Annotated in this window: 15 protein-coding genes; 11 read left to right on the top strand and 4 right to left on the bottom strand. The window is 70.6% G+C overall.

The window, feature by feature from the left end; genetic code table 11:
- Nucleotides 1-53: 53 nt before the first annotated feature.
- Nucleotides 54-1,775, top strand: coding sequence for an AMP-binding protein (locus ACK4UM_RS03920; protein ID WP_409795917.1), 1,722 nt, complete (start codon nt 54-56; stop codon nt 1,773-1,775).
- Between the two features lie 19 nt (nt 1,776-1,794).
- Here ACK4UM_RS03920 and ACK4UM_RS03915 read toward each other — a convergent pair whose 3' ends face one another.
- Nucleotides 1,795-3,429, bottom strand: a complete 1,635-nt coding sequence (locus ACK4UM_RS03915) for an alpha-D-glucose phosphate-specific phosphoglucomutase (protein WP_409795914.1) — start codon at nt 3,427-3,429, stop codon at nt 1,795-1,797.
- 175 nt (nt 3,430-3,604) lie between these two features.
- Between ACK4UM_RS03915 and gloB the strand changes: the two genes are divergently transcribed.
- The 4 genes from gloB (at nt 3,605) to ACK4UM_RS03895 (ending at nt 7,375) form a co-directional block, all read left to right on the top strand.
- A complete protein-coding gene (gene gloB / locus ACK4UM_RS03910) occupies nt 3,605-4,399 on the top strand; it encodes a hydroxyacylglutathione hydrolase (RefSeq protein WP_409795911.1) in 795 nt (264 codons plus the stop codon).
- A gap of 106 nt (nt 4,400-4,505) precedes the next feature.
- On the top strand, nt 4,506-5,342 hold the full coding sequence (locus ACK4UM_RS03905) for a universal stress protein (RefSeq protein ID WP_409795909.1): 837 nt from the start codon (nt 4,506-4,508) through the stop codon (nt 5,340-5,342).
- A gap of 56 nt (nt 5,343-5,398) precedes the next feature.
- Complete coding sequence (dgcN, locus tag ACK4UM_RS03900) at nt 5,399-6,406, top strand: N-acetyltransferase DgcN (RefSeq protein WP_409795906.1); 1,008 nt, start codon at nt 5,399-5,401, stop codon at nt 6,404-6,406.
- Between the two features lie 144 nt (nt 6,407-6,550).
- Nucleotides 6,551-7,375, top strand: a complete 825-nt coding sequence (locus ACK4UM_RS03895; RefSeq protein WP_409795903.1) for a DUF1194 domain-containing protein — start codon at nt 6,551-6,553, stop codon at nt 7,373-7,375.
- On the opposite strand, the gene ACK4UM_RS03890 is transcribed toward ACK4UM_RS03895, so the two are convergent.
- The 3 genes from ACK4UM_RS03890 to ACK4UM_RS03880 all read right to left on the bottom strand — a co-directional run bounded on the left by ACK4UM_RS03890 (nt 7,376) and on the right by ACK4UM_RS03880 (nt 9,072).
- Nucleotides 7,376-7,702: an AzlD family protein gene (locus ACK4UM_RS03890; RefSeq protein WP_409795900.1), complete on the bottom strand. Its 327-nt coding sequence runs from the start codon at nt 7,700-7,702 to the stop codon at nt 7,376-7,378.
- On the bottom strand, nt 7,689-8,411 hold the full coding sequence (locus ACK4UM_RS03885) for an AzlC family ABC transporter permease (RefSeq protein WP_409795898.1): 723 nt from the start codon (nt 8,409-8,411) through the stop codon (nt 7,689-7,691). Before ACK4UM_RS03885 ends, ACK4UM_RS03890 begins: the two co-directional genes overlap by 14 nt.
- Before the next feature lie 202 nt (nt 8,412-8,613).
- The gene (locus tag ACK4UM_RS03880; RefSeq protein WP_409795895.1) at nt 8,614-9,072 is read right to left on the bottom strand and encodes a MarR family winged helix-turn-helix transcriptional regulator; all 459 of its coding nucleotides are present in this window, start codon (nt 9,070-9,072) and stop codon (nt 8,614-8,616) included.
- Nucleotides 9,073-9,170: 98 nt separating this feature from the next.
- On the opposite strand from ACK4UM_RS03880, the gene ACK4UM_RS03875 reads away from it, so the two are divergent.
- From ACK4UM_RS03875 to ACK4UM_RS03850, 6 genes are all read left to right on the top strand, one after another.
- Entirely contained in the window at nt 9,171-9,731 is a 561-nt protein-coding gene (locus ACK4UM_RS03875) for a cytochrome b (RefSeq protein ID WP_409795892.1), read from the top strand.
- Between the two features lie 532 nt (nt 9,732-10,263).
- Nucleotides 10,264-11,277, top strand: a complete 1,014-nt coding sequence (locus ACK4UM_RS03870) for an ABC transporter substrate-binding protein (protein WP_409795891.1) — start codon at nt 10,264-10,266, stop codon at nt 11,275-11,277.
- A gap of 76 nt (nt 11,278-11,353) precedes the next feature.
- On the top strand, nt 11,354-12,184 hold the full coding sequence (locus tag ACK4UM_RS03865; protein ID WP_409795888.1) for an ABC transporter ATP-binding protein: 831 nt from the start codon (nt 11,354-11,356) through the stop codon (nt 12,182-12,184).
- Between the two features lie 11 nt (nt 12,185-12,195).
- Nucleotides 12,196-13,104: an ABC transporter permease gene (locus tag ACK4UM_RS03860; RefSeq protein WP_409795885.1), complete on the top strand. Its 909-nt coding sequence runs from the start codon at nt 12,196-12,198 to the stop codon at nt 13,102-13,104.
- Between the two features lies 1 nt (nt 13,105).
- Nucleotides 13,106-14,446: a cytosine deaminase gene (locus ACK4UM_RS03855; RefSeq protein ID WP_409795882.1), complete on the top strand. Its 1,341-nt coding sequence runs from the start codon at nt 13,106-13,108 to the stop codon at nt 14,444-14,446.
- Between the two features lie 39 nt (nt 14,447-14,485).
- On the top strand, nt 14,486-15,901 hold the full coding sequence (locus ACK4UM_RS03850) for an FAD-binding oxidoreductase (RefSeq protein WP_409795879.1): 1,416 nt from the start codon (nt 14,486-14,488) through the stop codon (nt 15,899-15,901).
- Nucleotides 15,902-16,097: the final 196 nt, after the last annotated feature.

Here is a 16,097-nt window from a genome sequence, read left to right as displayed (position 1 = left end):
CCCCACCGCAATCCGAACGACGCACGAAGAAAACTCGAACGAGGAGGAACGTCGTGTCAGCTCTCGACGCCAAGGAACACGCCCCCGAATCCCAACGCCCGTGGCACGCCCGCTATCCGCAGGGCGTCCCGACGCGCATCGACCCGATGAGCGTCGGCACGCTGGCGGACCTCTTCCGCGATGCCGTGGCGGCCTACGGCCCGCGCCCCGCGCTCGAGAGCTTCGACAAGGAGATGACCTACGCCGAGCTCGGCCGGCAGGCGGAGGCGGTCGCCTCGTTCCTTCAGGCGCGGGGTCTGCGGAAGGGCGACCGCGTCGCGATCATGATGCCGAACGTGATGGCCTATCCGGCGATCCTGTTCGGCGTGCTGATCGGCGGCTACACCGTCGTCAACGTCAACCCGCTCTACACGCCGCGCGAACTCGCCCATCAATTGAACGATTCGGGGGCGAAGACGCTGTTCGTGCTGGAGAATTTCGGCCACACCGTCGAGGAGGCGGCGCCCAGGCTGGCGCTCGAGCACGTCGTCGTCGTGGCGCCGGGGGACCTCCTCGGGCTGAAGGGACACCTGATCAACTTCGTCTCGCGCCGGGTGAAGAAGGCGGTCAAGCCCTTCTCGCTGCCGGGCGCGATCCGGTTCACGCAGGCCCTGAAGGAGGGCGCGGCGCGCCCGCTCGCGAGCGTCCCGATCGGGGCCGACGACGTCGCCTTCCTGCAATATACGGGCGGCACCACGGGCGTCGCCAAGGGCGCGACGCTCACCCACCGCAACGTGGCGGCGAACGTCCTGCAGGTCGAGGCCTGGTTCAAGCCCTTCGCGGGCGAGCGCTCCGACCACGTGATGATCACGGCGCTGCCGCTCTACCACATCTTCGCGCTGACCGCCTGCGGCCTGTTCATGACCCGCATGGGCGCCAAGCAGATCCTCATCGCCAACCCGCGCGACATCGACGGCTTCGTCAAGACGCTCAAGAAGAAGCGTTTCACGATGACGGTCTTCGTCAACACGCTCTACAACGCGCTCGCCAACCACAAGGACATCGGCTCGGTCGACTTCTCGAGCCTCGCCTTCTGCATCTCGGGCGGGATGGCGACGCAGGCGCCCGTCGCCAAGAAGTGGAAGGCGCTCACCGGCAAGCCGATCGTCGAGGGCTACGGGCTGTCCGAGACCTCCCCCGTCGTCACCGCGAACCGGCTCGACATCGAGGAATTCACCGGCGCGATCGGCTATCCGCTGCCCTCGACGGACGTGCAGATCCGCTCGGCCGAGGGCGCGGTGCTGCCGGCGGGCGAGACGGGCGAGTTGTGCGTCAAGGGGCCCCAGGTGATGGCCGGCTACTGGAACCGGCCGGACGAGACCGCGAAGGTGACGACCGAGGGCGGCTATTTCCGCACCGGCGACATCGCCACGATCGAGCCCGACGGGCTCGTGCGGATCGTCGACCGAATCAAGGACATGATCCTGGTCTCGGGCTTCAACGTCTATCCCAACGAGGTCGAGGAGGTGCTCGCCGCCCATCCCAAGGTGTTGGAGGCGGCCGTCATCGGGCTGCCCGACGAGCAGTCCGGCGAGGCGCCCGCGGCCTATATCGTGCCCAAGGACCCGACGCTGACGCCCGAAGAGGTGCGCGCCTGGTGCCGCGAGAACCTCACCGGCTACAAGGTCCCGCGCCAGATCCACTTCCGCGAGAGCCTGCCGAAGACCAATGTCGGCAAGATGCTGCGGCGGGCTCTGCGCGACGAGGTGACGGGCGCGAAACCTCCCCACGGGTGATCGCGCCCGAACTCGCGCCTCAGGACGTCACGTCCGGCGCGCTGCGGCCCGTCCGCGTCTCGATCTGCGCGATCTCGCGGGCGGCCGCGATCACCGCCGCGAGGGCCTCCTGCGGGTCGCGATCGTGGCGGGCGGGGTCCGGCTCGAAGCGCTCGAGATAGACGCGCAGCGTCGCCCCCTCGGTGCCGGTGCCGGAGAGCCGGAAGACGGCGCGCGCGCCCTCCTCGAACACGATCCGGATGCCCTGCGCCTTCGTCACCGAGCCGTCGACGGGGTCGGTATAGGTGAAATCGTCGGCTTGCGCGATCGTGAGGCCGGCCACGCTCGTGCCGGGGAGCTCGGGGAGGCGGGCGCGCAGGGCGGCCGTCAGCGCGCCCGCCGCCTGCGTGTCGAGCGCCTCGTAATCGTGGCGCGTGTAGTAGTCCCGCCCGAACCGCGCCCAATGCGCCCGCACGAGGGCGTCGGCGGGCGTGCCGGTCTTCGCGAGGATCGAGAGCCAGAGCAGCACCGCCCACAGTCCGTCCTTCTCGCGCACGTGCCAGGAGCCGGTGCCGGCGCTCTCCTCGCCGCACAGGCCGATCAGCCCCGCGTCGAGCAGGTTGGCGAAGTATTTCCACCCCGTCGGCGTCTCGTAGACGCGGATGCCGAGCGCCTGCGCGACCCGGTCCACCGCCCGGCTCGTCGGCATCGAGCGCGCGACGCCCGGCAGGCCATTTGCGAGGCCCGGCGCGGCCGTCGCGTTCGCGGCGAGCACCGCGAGGCTGTCGCTCGGCGCGACGTAGAAGCCCGGCGCCACGATCATGTTGCGGTCGCCGTCGCCGTCGGAGGCGGCGGCGAAGTCGAGCGGGTCGGGCCCCGTCATCAGGGCGACGAGCTCGGCGGCGTGGACGGGGTTCGGATCGGGGTGGTGGCCGCCGAAATCGGGCAGCGGCGTCGCGTTGACCACCGTTCCCGCCGGCGCGCCGAGGCGCCGCTCCAGGATCTCGACGGCATAGGGCCCCGTGATCGCGCTCATCGCGTCGAAGCGCATCCGGAAACCGCCCGCGAGGAGCCGGCGCAGGGCCTCGAAATCGAAGAACGTCTCCATAAGGGCGGCGTAATCGGCCACCGGGTCGATCACCTCGACGCGCGTGTCGAGCAGACGGGTCGGCCCGAGCGTGTCGATGTCGATCGTGGCGTCGCGGACGATCCGGTATTCGCGCAGGCCGCTCGCGCGGGCATGGATCGCCTCCGTCACGCTCTCGGGAGCCGGCCCGCCATGGGCGACGTTGAACTTGATCCCGAAATCGCCGTCGGGACCGCCCGGATTGTGGCTCGCCGACAACACGATCCCGCCCGCGGCGCCGTGCTTGCGGATCACGCAGGAGGCGGCCGGCGTCGACAGGAGCCCGCCCTGGCCGACGAGCACGCGCCCGATCCCGTTGCCCGCGGCCATGGCGACGATGGTCTGCGTCACCTCGCGCCCGAGATGGCGCCCGTCGCCGCCCACGACCAGGGTCGCCGACGCCTTGTCGGGGATGCCGTCGAGGATCGCCTGGACGAAATTCTCGACGTAATGCGGCTGCGTGAACACGCGCGTGCGCTTGCGCAAGCCCGACGTGCCGGGGCGCTGGTCGTCGAAGGGGGTCGTTGCGACGGTCTCGATCCTGCTCATCTGTCTCTCTCGTGTCCGATCTCGCGCGAACCATAACGCGGCAGTGCGCGTAATCGATAGGCTCGCGCATGTGATAGACGATGCGGATGTCGATTCGCGGACGCCCGCCTCGGGAGAGGCCGACGCCGCCCGACCCGAGCCGAGCAAGACCCGAGCCGAAAGGGAGAGCCCCGCCATGGCCGTCGAGACCCGAGCCGTCGAGACCCGAGCCGTCGAAACCCACGTCTTCCGCTGCCTGTCCGACAATGTCGGCATCCTCGTGCACGATCCCGCCGGGGGCGCGACCGCGGCGATCGACGTGCCCGACGCCGCGGCCGTGCGCACGGCTCTCGCCGAACGCGGCTGGCGTCTCACCGACATCCTCGTCACGCACGGCCATTCCGACCACGTCCAGGGCGTGGCCGAGCTCGCCCGCGAGACCGGCGCGCGCGTCGTCCTGCCGCGCGAGACGCCAGAGATCGTCGGCGGCGAGACGCGGGTCGGCGAGGGCGACCGCGTGCGCGTGGGCACGCTCGAGGCGGAGGTCTGGGATGCGCCGGGGCACGCGGACGACCACGTCGTCTACCATTTCGCCGGCGAGAAGCTCGTCCTGCCGGGCGACGTGCTCTTCCCGATGGGTTGCGGGCGCGTGTTCTCGGGCGATTACGACACCTTCCACCGCGCGCTCGAGCGCCTCGCGGCGCTGCCGGAGGACACGCTCGCCCATTGCGGGCACGATTACACCCTCGCCAATGCCGAATTCGCGAGCCGCGCCGACCCGGACAATCCGGCCCTCGCCCGCCGCCTCGCCGAGGCGCGCGCGGCCAAGAGCGAAGGCCGCCTGTTCGGCTCGACCACGATCGGCGAGGAGCGGGCGACCAATCCCTTCCTGCGGGCCGGCGAGCCGGCGCTCGCCGCGAGCGTCGGCCAGGACGGCGCCCCGGCGAGCGCGGTGTTCCGCGCGCTGCGGGAGTGGAAGAACCGGGGCTGATCGGCGCGCGCGCGCGGCGGACTTCGCGCGCGCGCACGGCATCGCTGTTGCAGTGCGCAGCGCCGCGGTCAATGATGCGGGCAACGAAGCACAGGGGGCCCGCGGGATGAAGACGGTTCTCATGCCGGTTGCGCCGCACGACCACATGAGCGCGACCCTGGAGACGGCGCTCGCCTTCGCGCGGCGCTTCGGCTCCTATGTCGAGGCGTTCGCGCTGAAGCCGCCGCTCGCCGAGATCGTCTCGGTGGACATGGTGATGGGCCTCACCTGGGCCGCGGACGAACGCGGCGACGGCGAGAGCGAGGCGGAGGCCCGCCGTCTCGTCGAGACCTTCATGGCGGCCAACGACGTCGCCCGCGACGCCGGCCCGGCCGAGGGCGCGCGCTGGCGCTGGCTCGCCGACGCGCCGGCCGGGGACGAGTTCGTCGGCTCGCACGCGCGCATCTTCGACGTGACGGTGCTCGGCCGGCCGACGCAGAGCCCGACCGGGCCGCGCATGGCGACGCTCGAGGCGGTCTTGTTCGAGGGCGGGCGCCCGGTGATCATCGCGCCGCCGACGGCGCGACCGACGCTCGGCGACACCATCGTCATCGCCTGGAACGGCTCGACCGAGACCGCTCACGTCATCGCCATGGGCATGGGTCTCCTCGCGCGCGCGAAGCGCATCGTCGTGCTCACCGCCGAGAGCGGCATGGTGCCCGGCCCGAGCGGCGCCGATCTCGCCCGCGCGCTCGCCCGCCACGGGCTGCCCGTCGAGACGGTCCATATCGGCCCCGAGAAGCGCAATGCCGGCGAGGCGATTCTCGCCTATGCCGACGAGATCGGCTGCGACCTCCTGTTCAAGGGGGCCTATACCCAGAGCCGCATCCGGCAGATGATCTTCGGCGGCGCCACGAGCCACATCCTCGCCCACGCGCAGATCCCCGTCTTCATGGCGCACTGAGCCCCGGCCCCGCCACCCGTCCGACAGCCCCGACCGAACGCCACGCAGAGACCATCATGCAGATCGCCCACCCCTATCTCCTCTTCCTCGGCGACGCCCGCGACGCGCTCGCCGCCAAGACCGGCCTCGGCATCGTCGATTGGCGGCGCGAGTGGTGTCTCGGCCAGATGCGGCTGCCGGGCTGCAAGGCCGACGCCAAACTGCCCGACATGAGCATCGCGGAGGCCGCCGAGAAGGGCGCGCGCACGCTCGTGATCGGCGTCGTCAATGCCGGCGGCGTGCTCCCCGAGAGCTGGGTCGGCGAGATCGTCGCCGCGCTCGATGCCGGCCTCGACGTCGCGGCGGGCCTGCACACGCGCCTCGGCTCGATCCCCGCGATCGCCGAGGCGGCGGCGCGCAACGGCCGCAAGCTCTTCGACGTGCGCCATTCGAGCGAGCGCTTCGCGACCGGCAAGGGCGACAAGCGGCCCGGCCTGCGGCTCCTCACCGTCGGGACCGATTGCTCGGTCGGCAAGAAATACACCGCGCTCGCGCTCGAGCGCGGCATGCGCGAGGCGGGCTTCGACGCCGATTTCAAGGCGACCGGCCAGACGGGCGTGTTCATCTCCGGGCGCGGCGTCGCCATCGACGCGGTCGTCGCGGACTTCATCTCGGGCGCCGTCGAATGGATCTCGCCCGCGGCCGACCCGAATCACTGGGACCTGATCGAGGGGCAGGGCTCGCTCTTCCACCCCTCCTTCGCCGGCGTCTCGCTCGGCCTCCTGCACGGCGCGCAGCCGGACGCCTTCGTCGTCTGCCACGAGCCGACGCGGCGCACGATGCGCGGCGTGGCGACGCCGCTGCCGACGATCGGCGACGTGATCGCGATGACGGTGCAGCTCGGGCGCCTGACCAACCCCGCGATCCGCTGCGTCGGCATCGCGGTGAACACGGAGGCTCTGTCCGAGGAGGAGGCGCGCGCCGAGCTCGAGCGCACCGCGCGCGTCTACGGCCTGCCCGCGACGGACCCCGTCCGCTTCGGCGTCGCGCCCATCGTCGAGGAGATCCGCGCGCGCTTCGGGTGAGGGCGCCGGCCGCCCGCGGAAAGGGCAGGCAAGCTCGTAATACCACGGCTGCGCCCGATCGGATGGCGTGGCACGATCCTCGCTTGGCGTGCGGAGGGCAGACGCGTCACCGGGGGGCTCCTCTTCTCGACGAAGGAGCCGACTATGTGGATACGTGCGTTTCGCGGCGGCCGCTCTGCGAGCGGGCCGGCCGTCCTTCTCCTCGCGGTCGTGGTCGCGAGCCTTCTCTGGCTGCGCCCGGCGCGGGCGGAGGTGGAGGTCGACGTCGCACTCGTTCTCGGCGTCGACATCTCCTTCTCGATGGACATGGACGAGCTCGAGCTGCAGCGCGAGGGCTTCGTCAAGGCGATGCGCTCGCCCGAGGTGCATGCCGCGATCGATCGCGGTCTGATCGGCAAGATCGCCGTCACCTATTTCGAGTGGGCGAGCTACACCGACCGGTACCTCCTGGTGCCGTGGACGCTGATCGACGGACCCGAGGCCGCGGAACGGTTCGCCGACGAGCTCGCCGCGCACCCGATACGCCGCGCGCGGCGCACCTCGGTCTCCGGGGCGATCGACTTCGCGGTCGGCCTCCTCGACCAATCGGACGTCGTGCCCTTGCGCGAGGTGATCGACATCGCCGGCGACGGACCCAACAACGACGGACGCCCCGTCGAGCAGGCCCGCGACGCGGCTTTGGCGCGGGGGGCGACGATCAACGGCCTGCCCTTGATGCTCAAGGCGCCGAGCGCCTTCGACATCCCCAATCTCGACGAATATTACGAGGATTGCGTGATCGGCGGGCCCGGCGCCTTCATGATCCCCGTGCGCGAGCGCAACCAGCTCGTGGAGGCGATCCGCACCAAGATCGTGCTCGAGATCGCGGGCCTGCGCCCCGAGAAGAGCCTTGTTCAGCGGGCGAGCGATCGCCGTCGGGTCGATTGCCTGGTCGGCGAGCGGATCTGGAACGAACGGATGCGCAATTGATCACAGGCCGAGCGCGCGGGCGATCGCGACGACGCCGAGGCCCGTGACCACGCCGACGAGCTCGACGCGCGTCGCCGCCATCACCGCGACGGCGGCGGCGAGCCCCATCAGAGCGGGCGCGCCGGACGAGGCGGCGATCGGCAGGATCGTGGCGACCACGATCGATCCCGGCAGCGCCTTCAGCGCCCGCTCGATGCGCGGCGTCACCCGCACGCGGGCCATGAACAGGAAGCCGCCCGCGCGGCAGGCATAGGTCGCGGCGACCATGCCGAGGATCGCGACGTAGTCGCCCACGCCGCTCGCGAGGAGCCCGTCAACGACGCTCATCGATCAGCGCCCCCGCGAGCGCGCCCGACAGGGCGCCGACGATGATGAACAGGTAGCCTTCGACGAGCAGGCTCGTCGCGAGGGAAACGGCGCCGGCGACCAGCCAGGGGATCGCGGCGCGCGCGCCCTTCCAGAGCGGCACGAGCATCACCGAGAAGAAGACCGGCATGACGAGATCGAGCCCGAAGGCCTCCGGCCGCTCGACCAGGGCGCCCGCGAGGAAGCCCGGCAGCGTGGCGACGATCCAGACCACCCACATGGTGAGGCCCGCGCCGAGCACCACGCCGAGATCGGTGCCGCGATCGACCTGGTGGTAGCGCATCGCCACGAGCCAGCTCGCGTCGGTGAGGAGGAAGAAGTTCAACGGCTGCAGGGGCCTGGGCATCGCGCTCACGTGCGGCGCCAGCGCGGCGCCCATGAGCGCCATGCGCGCGTTGATCGTGGCCGTGACGGCGACCAGCGTGAGGAACGTCGCCGGCGTCCAGGTCTCCTGCCAGATCTCGAGCGCCACCATCTGCGAGGCGCCCGCGAACACGAAGGCGGAGAGGGACAGGGTCAGCCAGACGTCGAGACCCTTCTGCGCGGCGGCCGCGCCGAAGGCCGTGCCGAACACCACGATGCCCGGCAGGAGCGGCAGGCACCGGCGCGCGCCGAGGACGAGGCCGGCACGGGTCACGGGCGGGCTGTCGGCTCCTCGCGCCTCGCTCATGGGCCTCCCGTCGCGTCTCGCATGCGATCTCGAATCGGCAACGGTTACGCTGCGGCGCGCGCGGGCGCAATCGCGCGAGGCGAAGCCCAGCCATGCATGGAGAGCGAACCGCGCGTCCCGGGCGGATGCGAAGCGGGGCCGGCGCGTGGGCGCGCTCGCCCTCGGCCGACCCCGCCTCCGTCGCGAGAAGGGAGACGGCGCGTCACGCGCGCATGCCGGCGACGAGCTTGCCCATCAACGCGACGAGCAGCGCGCGCTCCTGCGGCGCGAGCGCGGCGAGCGCCTCGCGGTTCACCGCCGCCGCGGCCTCCTTGGCGGGGGCCTCGAGCGCGCGGGCGCGCTCGGTGAGCCGCAAGGCGCGGGCGCGGCGATCGTGGGCATGGGGCTCGCTCGTCACGAGGCCGTCGCGGACCATGCGGGCGAGCGTGGCGGCGAGCGTCGCCTGCTCGACGTCGAGCCGGGTCACGAGATCGGCCTGGGTGAGCCCTTCCTCGCGCCACAGTTCGAGGAGCGCCATGAATTGCGCCGGGGCCAGACCGTGCGGCGCGAGCGCGCGGGCGAGCCGATGGGCGAACAGGCGCGCGAGGTGGTTGGCGAGATAGCCCGCCGAGCGCTCCTTCTCGAAGGCGTGCGCCGCCTCCTCCTTTTCGGCCTCGTCCATGCGACCTCCCCTTTTCGCCTACGCATTCGTCCGCTCTCGCCGAGCCGACGGCATTTGCATAGCATGCTGTCTATATCCGCCGGACGAGGAACGAAGCCATGACGATGCGCAGCACGCAAGAGCGGTACGGCAGCGTCGCGATCGCGCTGCATTGGGGCAGCGCGGGCGCGATCCTCGCTCTCGTCCCGATGGGATTTGCGATGCAGGCGACTGAGGGCGCGGCGCGGGTGGGGCTCTACCGCGCCCATGTCGCGATCGGTCTCCTCGCGCTCGCTCTGACCCTCGCCCGCGTCGCCTGGCGCGTCTTCGGCGAGCGGGAGCGGCCGGCGACGCTGCCCGCGCCCGAATGGCAGAGGCGCGCCGCGCGGATCGTCCACGGCGCGCTGATCGTCGCGCTCCTGGCGCTCGGCGTCTCCGGCATCGGCATGATGGTCTTGTCGGGGGCCGGAGCGCCCCTGTTCGGGGAGGGCCTCGCGCCGCTGCCCGGCGCCTTCGACGCCTATCCGCCGCGCGCGCTGCACGGACGCGTCGCGATCGTGCTCCTCGCCCTCCTCGCGCTCCACGTCGCCGGCGCGCTCATGCACCATCTGGTCGTCCGCGACGCGACGCTGACGCGGATGCTCCCGGCGAGGGGGGCCCAAACCCTTCGCCCGACGTGACGTGCGGACCCGGCGATCCCTCTCCCTACGATCGGGGCCGCCGACGAGTTCGACGGTCTCCCATCCCGCTCGAGCCTAGGCGTTTCAAACGTTGCGGTGTCATCCCGGACGCCGAAGGCGATCCGGGACCCAGAACCACGACGTCTCAGTCGCAGCCTGTAGGCTGCGTTTCTCCGGCGGAAGCTGCCCGAATGTAGCGGAACGAGCGCGGCATGCGCGCTCGAACCTGTCGTCGAGTTTATGGGTCCCGGGTCCGCTTCGCGGCCCGGGATGACAACCTGCGAAAGATTAACGAACGCCCAGGCGAAGGAGAGCGGCCGCACCGCCTTCGGCCAACGCAGGCAGGACGCCGAGGCGTGCGCTCCCCGGCCCGGCGGGGCGCGGGAGACCGTCGCGGTGGACGACGCCATCCGTCGCACCCCTCTCCCAACGGCACGACCCTTGCCAAGCTCGTGCGCGCCTCGCAAGACTGAGGGGCCCGCGCGGCGGGATTGCCCAGAGTTTAGGCACTTGAACAGGCAGGGTTAGGCAGATGAAGCTTCACACCATCGCGACGCTCGCGTGCGCCGCCTCCGGCCTCGCGCTCCTCGCCGGGCCCCTGGCGGCGCAGGACCTCCGGCAGGTCCGCTTCGGCACCAACTGGGTCGCCCAGGCCGAGCACGGCGGCTTCTACCAGGCGGTCGCCGACGGCACCTACGCCGCGTGCGGGCTCGACGTCGAGATCGTCCCCGGCGGGCCGCAGGCGAACAACCGCATGCTGCTCCCCGTCGGGCGGATCGACTTCTACATGGGCGGCAACATGATCCAGGCCTTCTCCGCGATCCAGGAGGAGATTCCGACGATCGTCGTCGCCGCGATGTTCCAGAAGGATCCGCAGATCCTGATGTCGCATCCGGGCGAGTTCGACACCTTCGAGAGCCTGCGCGAGAGCCCGGCGATCCTGGTGGGCCGCGAGGGCCTCGCGACCTTCTATCAGTGGCTGATCGTCGAGCACGGCTTCTCGGAGGCGAACACCCAGCCCTACACCTTCAACCCGGCGCCCTTCCTCGCCAATCCGCGCGCGGTCCAGCAGGGCTACCTGACCTCCGAGCCCTTCGCCATCGAGCAGGAGGCCGGCTTCACGCCGAACGTGTTCCTGCTCGCCGATTACGGCTTCGACACCTATTCCACCACGATCGAGACGCGCCGCGAACTGGTCGAGAGCGACCCGGAAGTGGTGCGCTGCTTCGTCGAGGGCTCGATCCTCGGCTGGTACAATTATCTCTACGGCGACAATGCCGCCGCCAACGAGCTGATCCTCGCCGACAATCCGGAGATGACGCTCGAGAAGATCGAGTATTCGATCGAGAAGCTCAAGGAATACGGCATCGTCGATTCGGGCGACACGCTGGAGCTCGGCATCGGCGCCATGACCGACGCCCGGATGGAGAGCTTCTTCAACCGCATGGTCGCTGCGGGCCTGTTCCCGGCGGACCTCGATTTCCGCCAGGCCTACATGCTCGATTTCGTCAACGCGAAGGTCGGAATCGAGCTGCGCCCGCAGTGAAGACCGCGTAGGAAGAGGTCGGCCGGGCGTGCGGCGGCGCGCCCGGTCGCTTCCCCCGCGCCGCCGGACGCAGCCGATGCCCGTGACCGTAACGACCGCCCGCGCCGATTCGCCGCCCCGCCCCGTCCGCGCCGGGCAGACGCTCGTCTCGCTCGAGGGCGTCGACAAGACCTTCGCCAACGGCACGGTCGCTCTGTCCGGGCTCGACCTCGACATACGCGGACAGGAATTCGTGTCGCTGCTCGGTCCCTCCGGCTGCGGGAAGTCGACGGCGCTGCGAATCCTCGCCGGCCTCGTCGATCCCTCGCGCGGGCGGGTGGTCTGGCCGGGCGCGGCGGACGGGGACGACCATCGCGGCGACATCGGCTTCGTCTTCCAGGAGCCGACCCTGATGCCCTGGGCGAACGTCGCCGACAACGTCTTCCTGCCGCTTCGCCTGCGCGGCGTCTCGCGGCGGGAGGCGCAGGGCGCGATCGCCTCCTGCCTCGCCCTCGTGGGCCTCGACAAATTCGCGCACGCCTATCCGCGCGAGCTCTCCGGCGGCATGAAGATGCGCGTCTCGATCGCCCGCGCGCTGTCGCTGCGGCCCAAGATCCTGCTCATGGACGAGCCCTTCGCCGCGCTCGACGAGATCACCCGCTTCAAGCTGAACGACGATCTCCTGCGGCTGCAGAAGGAATTCGGCTGCACGATCGTGTTCGTCACCCATTCGGTCTACGAGAGCGTCTATCTCTCGACGCGAATCGTGGTGATGGCGGCTCGCCCCGGGCGCATCGTCGCCGAGATCCCGGTGGACGAGCCCTCCCCCCGCGACGAGAGCTTCCGCACGACGGCGCTCTACGCGGATCTGTGCCGGCGCACGAGCGCCGCCCTCCACGGCGCGATGGGCGCCGACGAGCATCTGTGAAGGAGGGCCCGATGGCGACCACCGACCTGACGACCCGCTCCATGCCGACCTCCGTCGAGGCTCCCTCCGCCGCGGCCGCTCCCGCCGAGAAGCGCGATTTCGGCCGCGTTCTCAAGATCGCCCTGCCGCTCGGCCTGTTCGCGCTCCTCCTGCTCGGGTGGGAGAGCTACGTCGTCGCCTACAACGTCCCCCATTTCATCCTGCCCGCGCCGAGCCGGATCTGGGCGACGCTGATCGCGGATTGGCCGCTCCTGTTCGGCTCGCTGCTGCAGACCTTGCGGACGACCTTCCTCGGCCTCGCGCTCGCGGTCCTCGGCGGCGTGTCGCTCGCGGTGCTCCTGTCGCTGTCGCGGATCGTCGAATATTCGCTCTATCCCTATGCCGTCGTCCTGCAGGTGACGCCGGTCGTCGCGATCTCGCCGCTCCTCCTCATCTACATGCCGCAGGAGGCCGCCGTCCTCACCTGCGCCTGGATCGTCGCCTTCTTCCCGATCCTGTCGAACACGACGCTCGGCCTGCAATCGGTCGACCGCAACCTGCTCGAGCTGTTCGACCTCTACGGCTCGACCCGGCCGAAATGGGCGCCGCCCCGGGTCGGGCGCTTCCTGTCGCGGGTGAAGGCGCTCTGGTATCTGCGCGCGCCGGCCGCCCTGCCCTATTTCCTCGCCGGCCTCAAGATCGCCGGCGGGCTCGCGCTCATCGGCGCTGTCGTCGCCGAGATCGCGGCGGGGTCGGCGGGGGCGGGGTCGGGGCTCGCCTATCGCATCATCGAGAGCCAGTTCCGGCTCAACATCCCCCGCCTGTTCGCCGCGCTCGCGCTCCTCTCGGTGACGGGCGTCGTGATCTTCCTCGCGATGTCGGCGCTCTCGCATCTCCTCTTGCGGCGCTGGCACGAGAGCGCTCTGAAGCGGGAGCGCTGAGATGGCCCGCGGCTTCCTCCCCCTTCCCGACGCTCGCGCCTTCCGGCTCGAGAACGCGCGCGCGCCGGCCTGCCTCGTCTCCGCCGGCGGCGTCGCCGCCGATGCCGACGGGTTCATGCGCATCGACGTCATGATCGAGAACGGGCGGATCGCGAGCCTCGCGCCCGCCGGCGGCTTCCACCTCGACGGGGAGGACGTGCCGCGCGTCGATTGCGGCGGGGCGATCGTCCTGCCGCGGCTCGTCGACATCCACACCCATCTCGACAAGGGCCACATCTGGCCGCGCCGCCGCAACCCGGACGGCAGCTTCATGGGCGCGCTCGCGGCGGCGGAGGCGGACCGCGAGGCGAATTGGAGCGCGCAGGACGTCGCCCGCCGCATGGATTTCGCCCTGCGCTGCGCGCTCGCCCACGGCACGGGCGCGATCCGCACCCATCTCGATTCGATCGGCAAGCAGACCGCGATCTCCTGGCCCGTCTTCGCGGAGATGCGCGAGAACTGGGCCGGCGTGATCGCGCTGCAGGCGACCGCGCTTCTGCCGATCGACCTCGTTCTCGACGACGAGCCGCAATTCCGCGCGATCGTCGAGACGGTCGCGCGCTACGAGGGCGTGCTCGGCGGCGTGACCTATCTCGGAGCGGCGCCCGATGCGAAGCTCGACGCCGCGCTCGACCGCCTGTTCCAGGCCGCCGCCGCGGAGGGGCTCGACGTCGACCTGCACGTCGACGAGAGCCTCGCGCCGGACGCCCGCACGCTTTCGCGCATCGCGCAGGCCGCGATCCGCAACCGCTTCCGCGGCAAGATCCTGTGCGGCCATTGCTGCGCGCTCGCGACCATGGACGAGGACGATCTCGCCCGCACCATCGATCTCGCCTGCGAGGCGCGGCTCGCCGTCGTCTCCCTGCCGATGTGCAACCAATATCTCCAGGATCGCGCGAGCGGGCGCACGCCGCGGCTGCGCGGGGTCGCGCCGCTGCACGAATTGAAGGCGGCCGGCATCCCCGTGATGGTCGCCTCCGACAACACGCGCGACCCGTTCTACGCCTATGGCGACCTCGATCTCCTCGAGGTCTTCCGCGAGGCGACGCGGATCTGCCATCTCGACCATTCCGACCGCAATTGGCTGCGCACGGTCGCCGCGACGCCCGCCGACGTGATGGGGCTCGATCGCCACGGGCGGCTCGAAGCCGGCGACCCGGCGGATCTCGTGATCGTGCGGGCGCGGGCGATGACGGAGCTCCTGTCGCGCCCGCAATCCGACCGGACGATCGTCGTGGCCGGGCGCGCGATCGACAACACGCCCCCCGATTATTCCGAGCTGGACGATATCGTCGGCCTCTGAGAAGAACAGCCGCGTCGAGGACGAGCGCGAGGAGCGAGCATGAGCGGACGCTACGACATCGAGGGCCTGAAGGCGCGCCTCTCCGGCATCAGGACCGAGGAGAACCCGGCGCTCGTCAAGCAGAAGAGCCGCGACTTCTTCTGGTACTCGCCGACCCTCAAGCGCCAGCTCGAATCGGTGACGGGCGACATCGTGGTCTCGCCCAAGACCCGCGACGAGGTGATCGCGACGCTCGCGGCCGCCCACGCGCTCGGCATCCCGGTCACGCCGCGCGGCACCGGCACCGGCAATTACGGGCAGGCGATGCCGCTCTCGGGCGGGATCGTGCTCGACCTCTCCGGCTTCGCGCAGGTGCTCGAGATCGGCCACGGGCGCGTCGTCGCCGAGCCCGGCGCCGTGATCGCGGCGATCGACAAGGTCACGCGCGCCGATTCGCGCCAGGAGATGCGGCTGCATCCCTCGACCTACCACACCGCCTCGATCGGCGGCTTCATCGCCGGCGGCTCGGGCGGCATCGGCTCGATCCGCTGGGGCGGCTTGCGGGATGCGGGCAACATCGTCTCGCTCGAGGTGGTGACGATGGAGGCGAGCCCGCGCGTGCTGACGCTCGGCGGGGACGATCTCCACAAGGTCTCGCACGCCTACGGTACGAACGGCATCATCACCAAGGTCGAGATGCCGCTCGCGCCGGCTTATGCCTGGGTCGACGTGATCGTCGGCTGCGAGACGCTGCGCGGCGCGGCCGAGCTCGCCAACATGCTCGGCGAGCAGGACGGGCTGCTTCTCAAGGAACTCGCCGTCGTCGCCGCGCCCGTTCCGCACGACCATTTCAAGCGCCACCAGAAATTCCTGCCGCGCGAGAAGCATCTCGTCATGGCGATGGTGGCCGATTTCGCGCTCGATCCGTTCCTCGCTCTGGTTCGCCGGCACAAGGGCGCCGAATTGCTGATGCGCTCGGATACGCTCTCGCCGGAGGAGGCGAAGGGGCTGCCGCCGGTCTTCGAGCTGTCCTGGAACCACACCACATTGCGCGCGCTTCGCGACGACCCGACGGTCACCTATCTGCAGGTGCTCTATCCCTTCCCCAACCAGGTCGAGCTCGTCGCGCGCATCCACGAGCGCTTCGGCGACGAATTGCCGGCGCATCTCGAATTCGTGAAGTTCGACGGCAAGGTCACCTGCTTCGGCCTGCCGCTCGTGCGCTTCACGAGCGAGGAGCGGCTCGAGGAGATCATGGCGATCCACGAGGAGATGGGCGCGCCGATCTTCAACCCGCACCGCTACACGCTGGAAGAGGGCGGCATGAAGCAGACCGACGAGGTCCAGCTCGCCTTCAAGCGCGAGGCCGACCCGCAGGGCCTCCTCAACCCCGGCAAGATGATCGCCTGGGAGGACCCGAGCTACGATTACAAGTCGGGCAAGACCTTCCTGTTTCGCGGGCTCGCGGAGGGCTGAGGATGAGCGACGCGACGCTCCCCCCTCTCCCGGACGGGAGAGGGGCCGGGGGTGAGGGCGCTCCGCGCGCAGGCTCGCGCGACCGAAACGGCGCGCTCCCTCTCCTTCGCACCACGGGTTGGAATCCATTCCAACGCTGTCATCCCGGGCCGCGAAGCGGACCCGGCACCCATACCCTCGACGAGCGTTCGAGCGC

Origin of the sequence: Salinarimonas sp. (assembly GCF_046292825.1) — a bacterium.
GTDB lineage: Bacteria > Pseudomonadota > Alphaproteobacteria > Rhizobiales > Beijerinckiaceae > Salinarimonas.
Note: the sequence above shows the minus strand (reverse complement) of the source record. Positions and strands in the feature narration are given on the sequence as shown.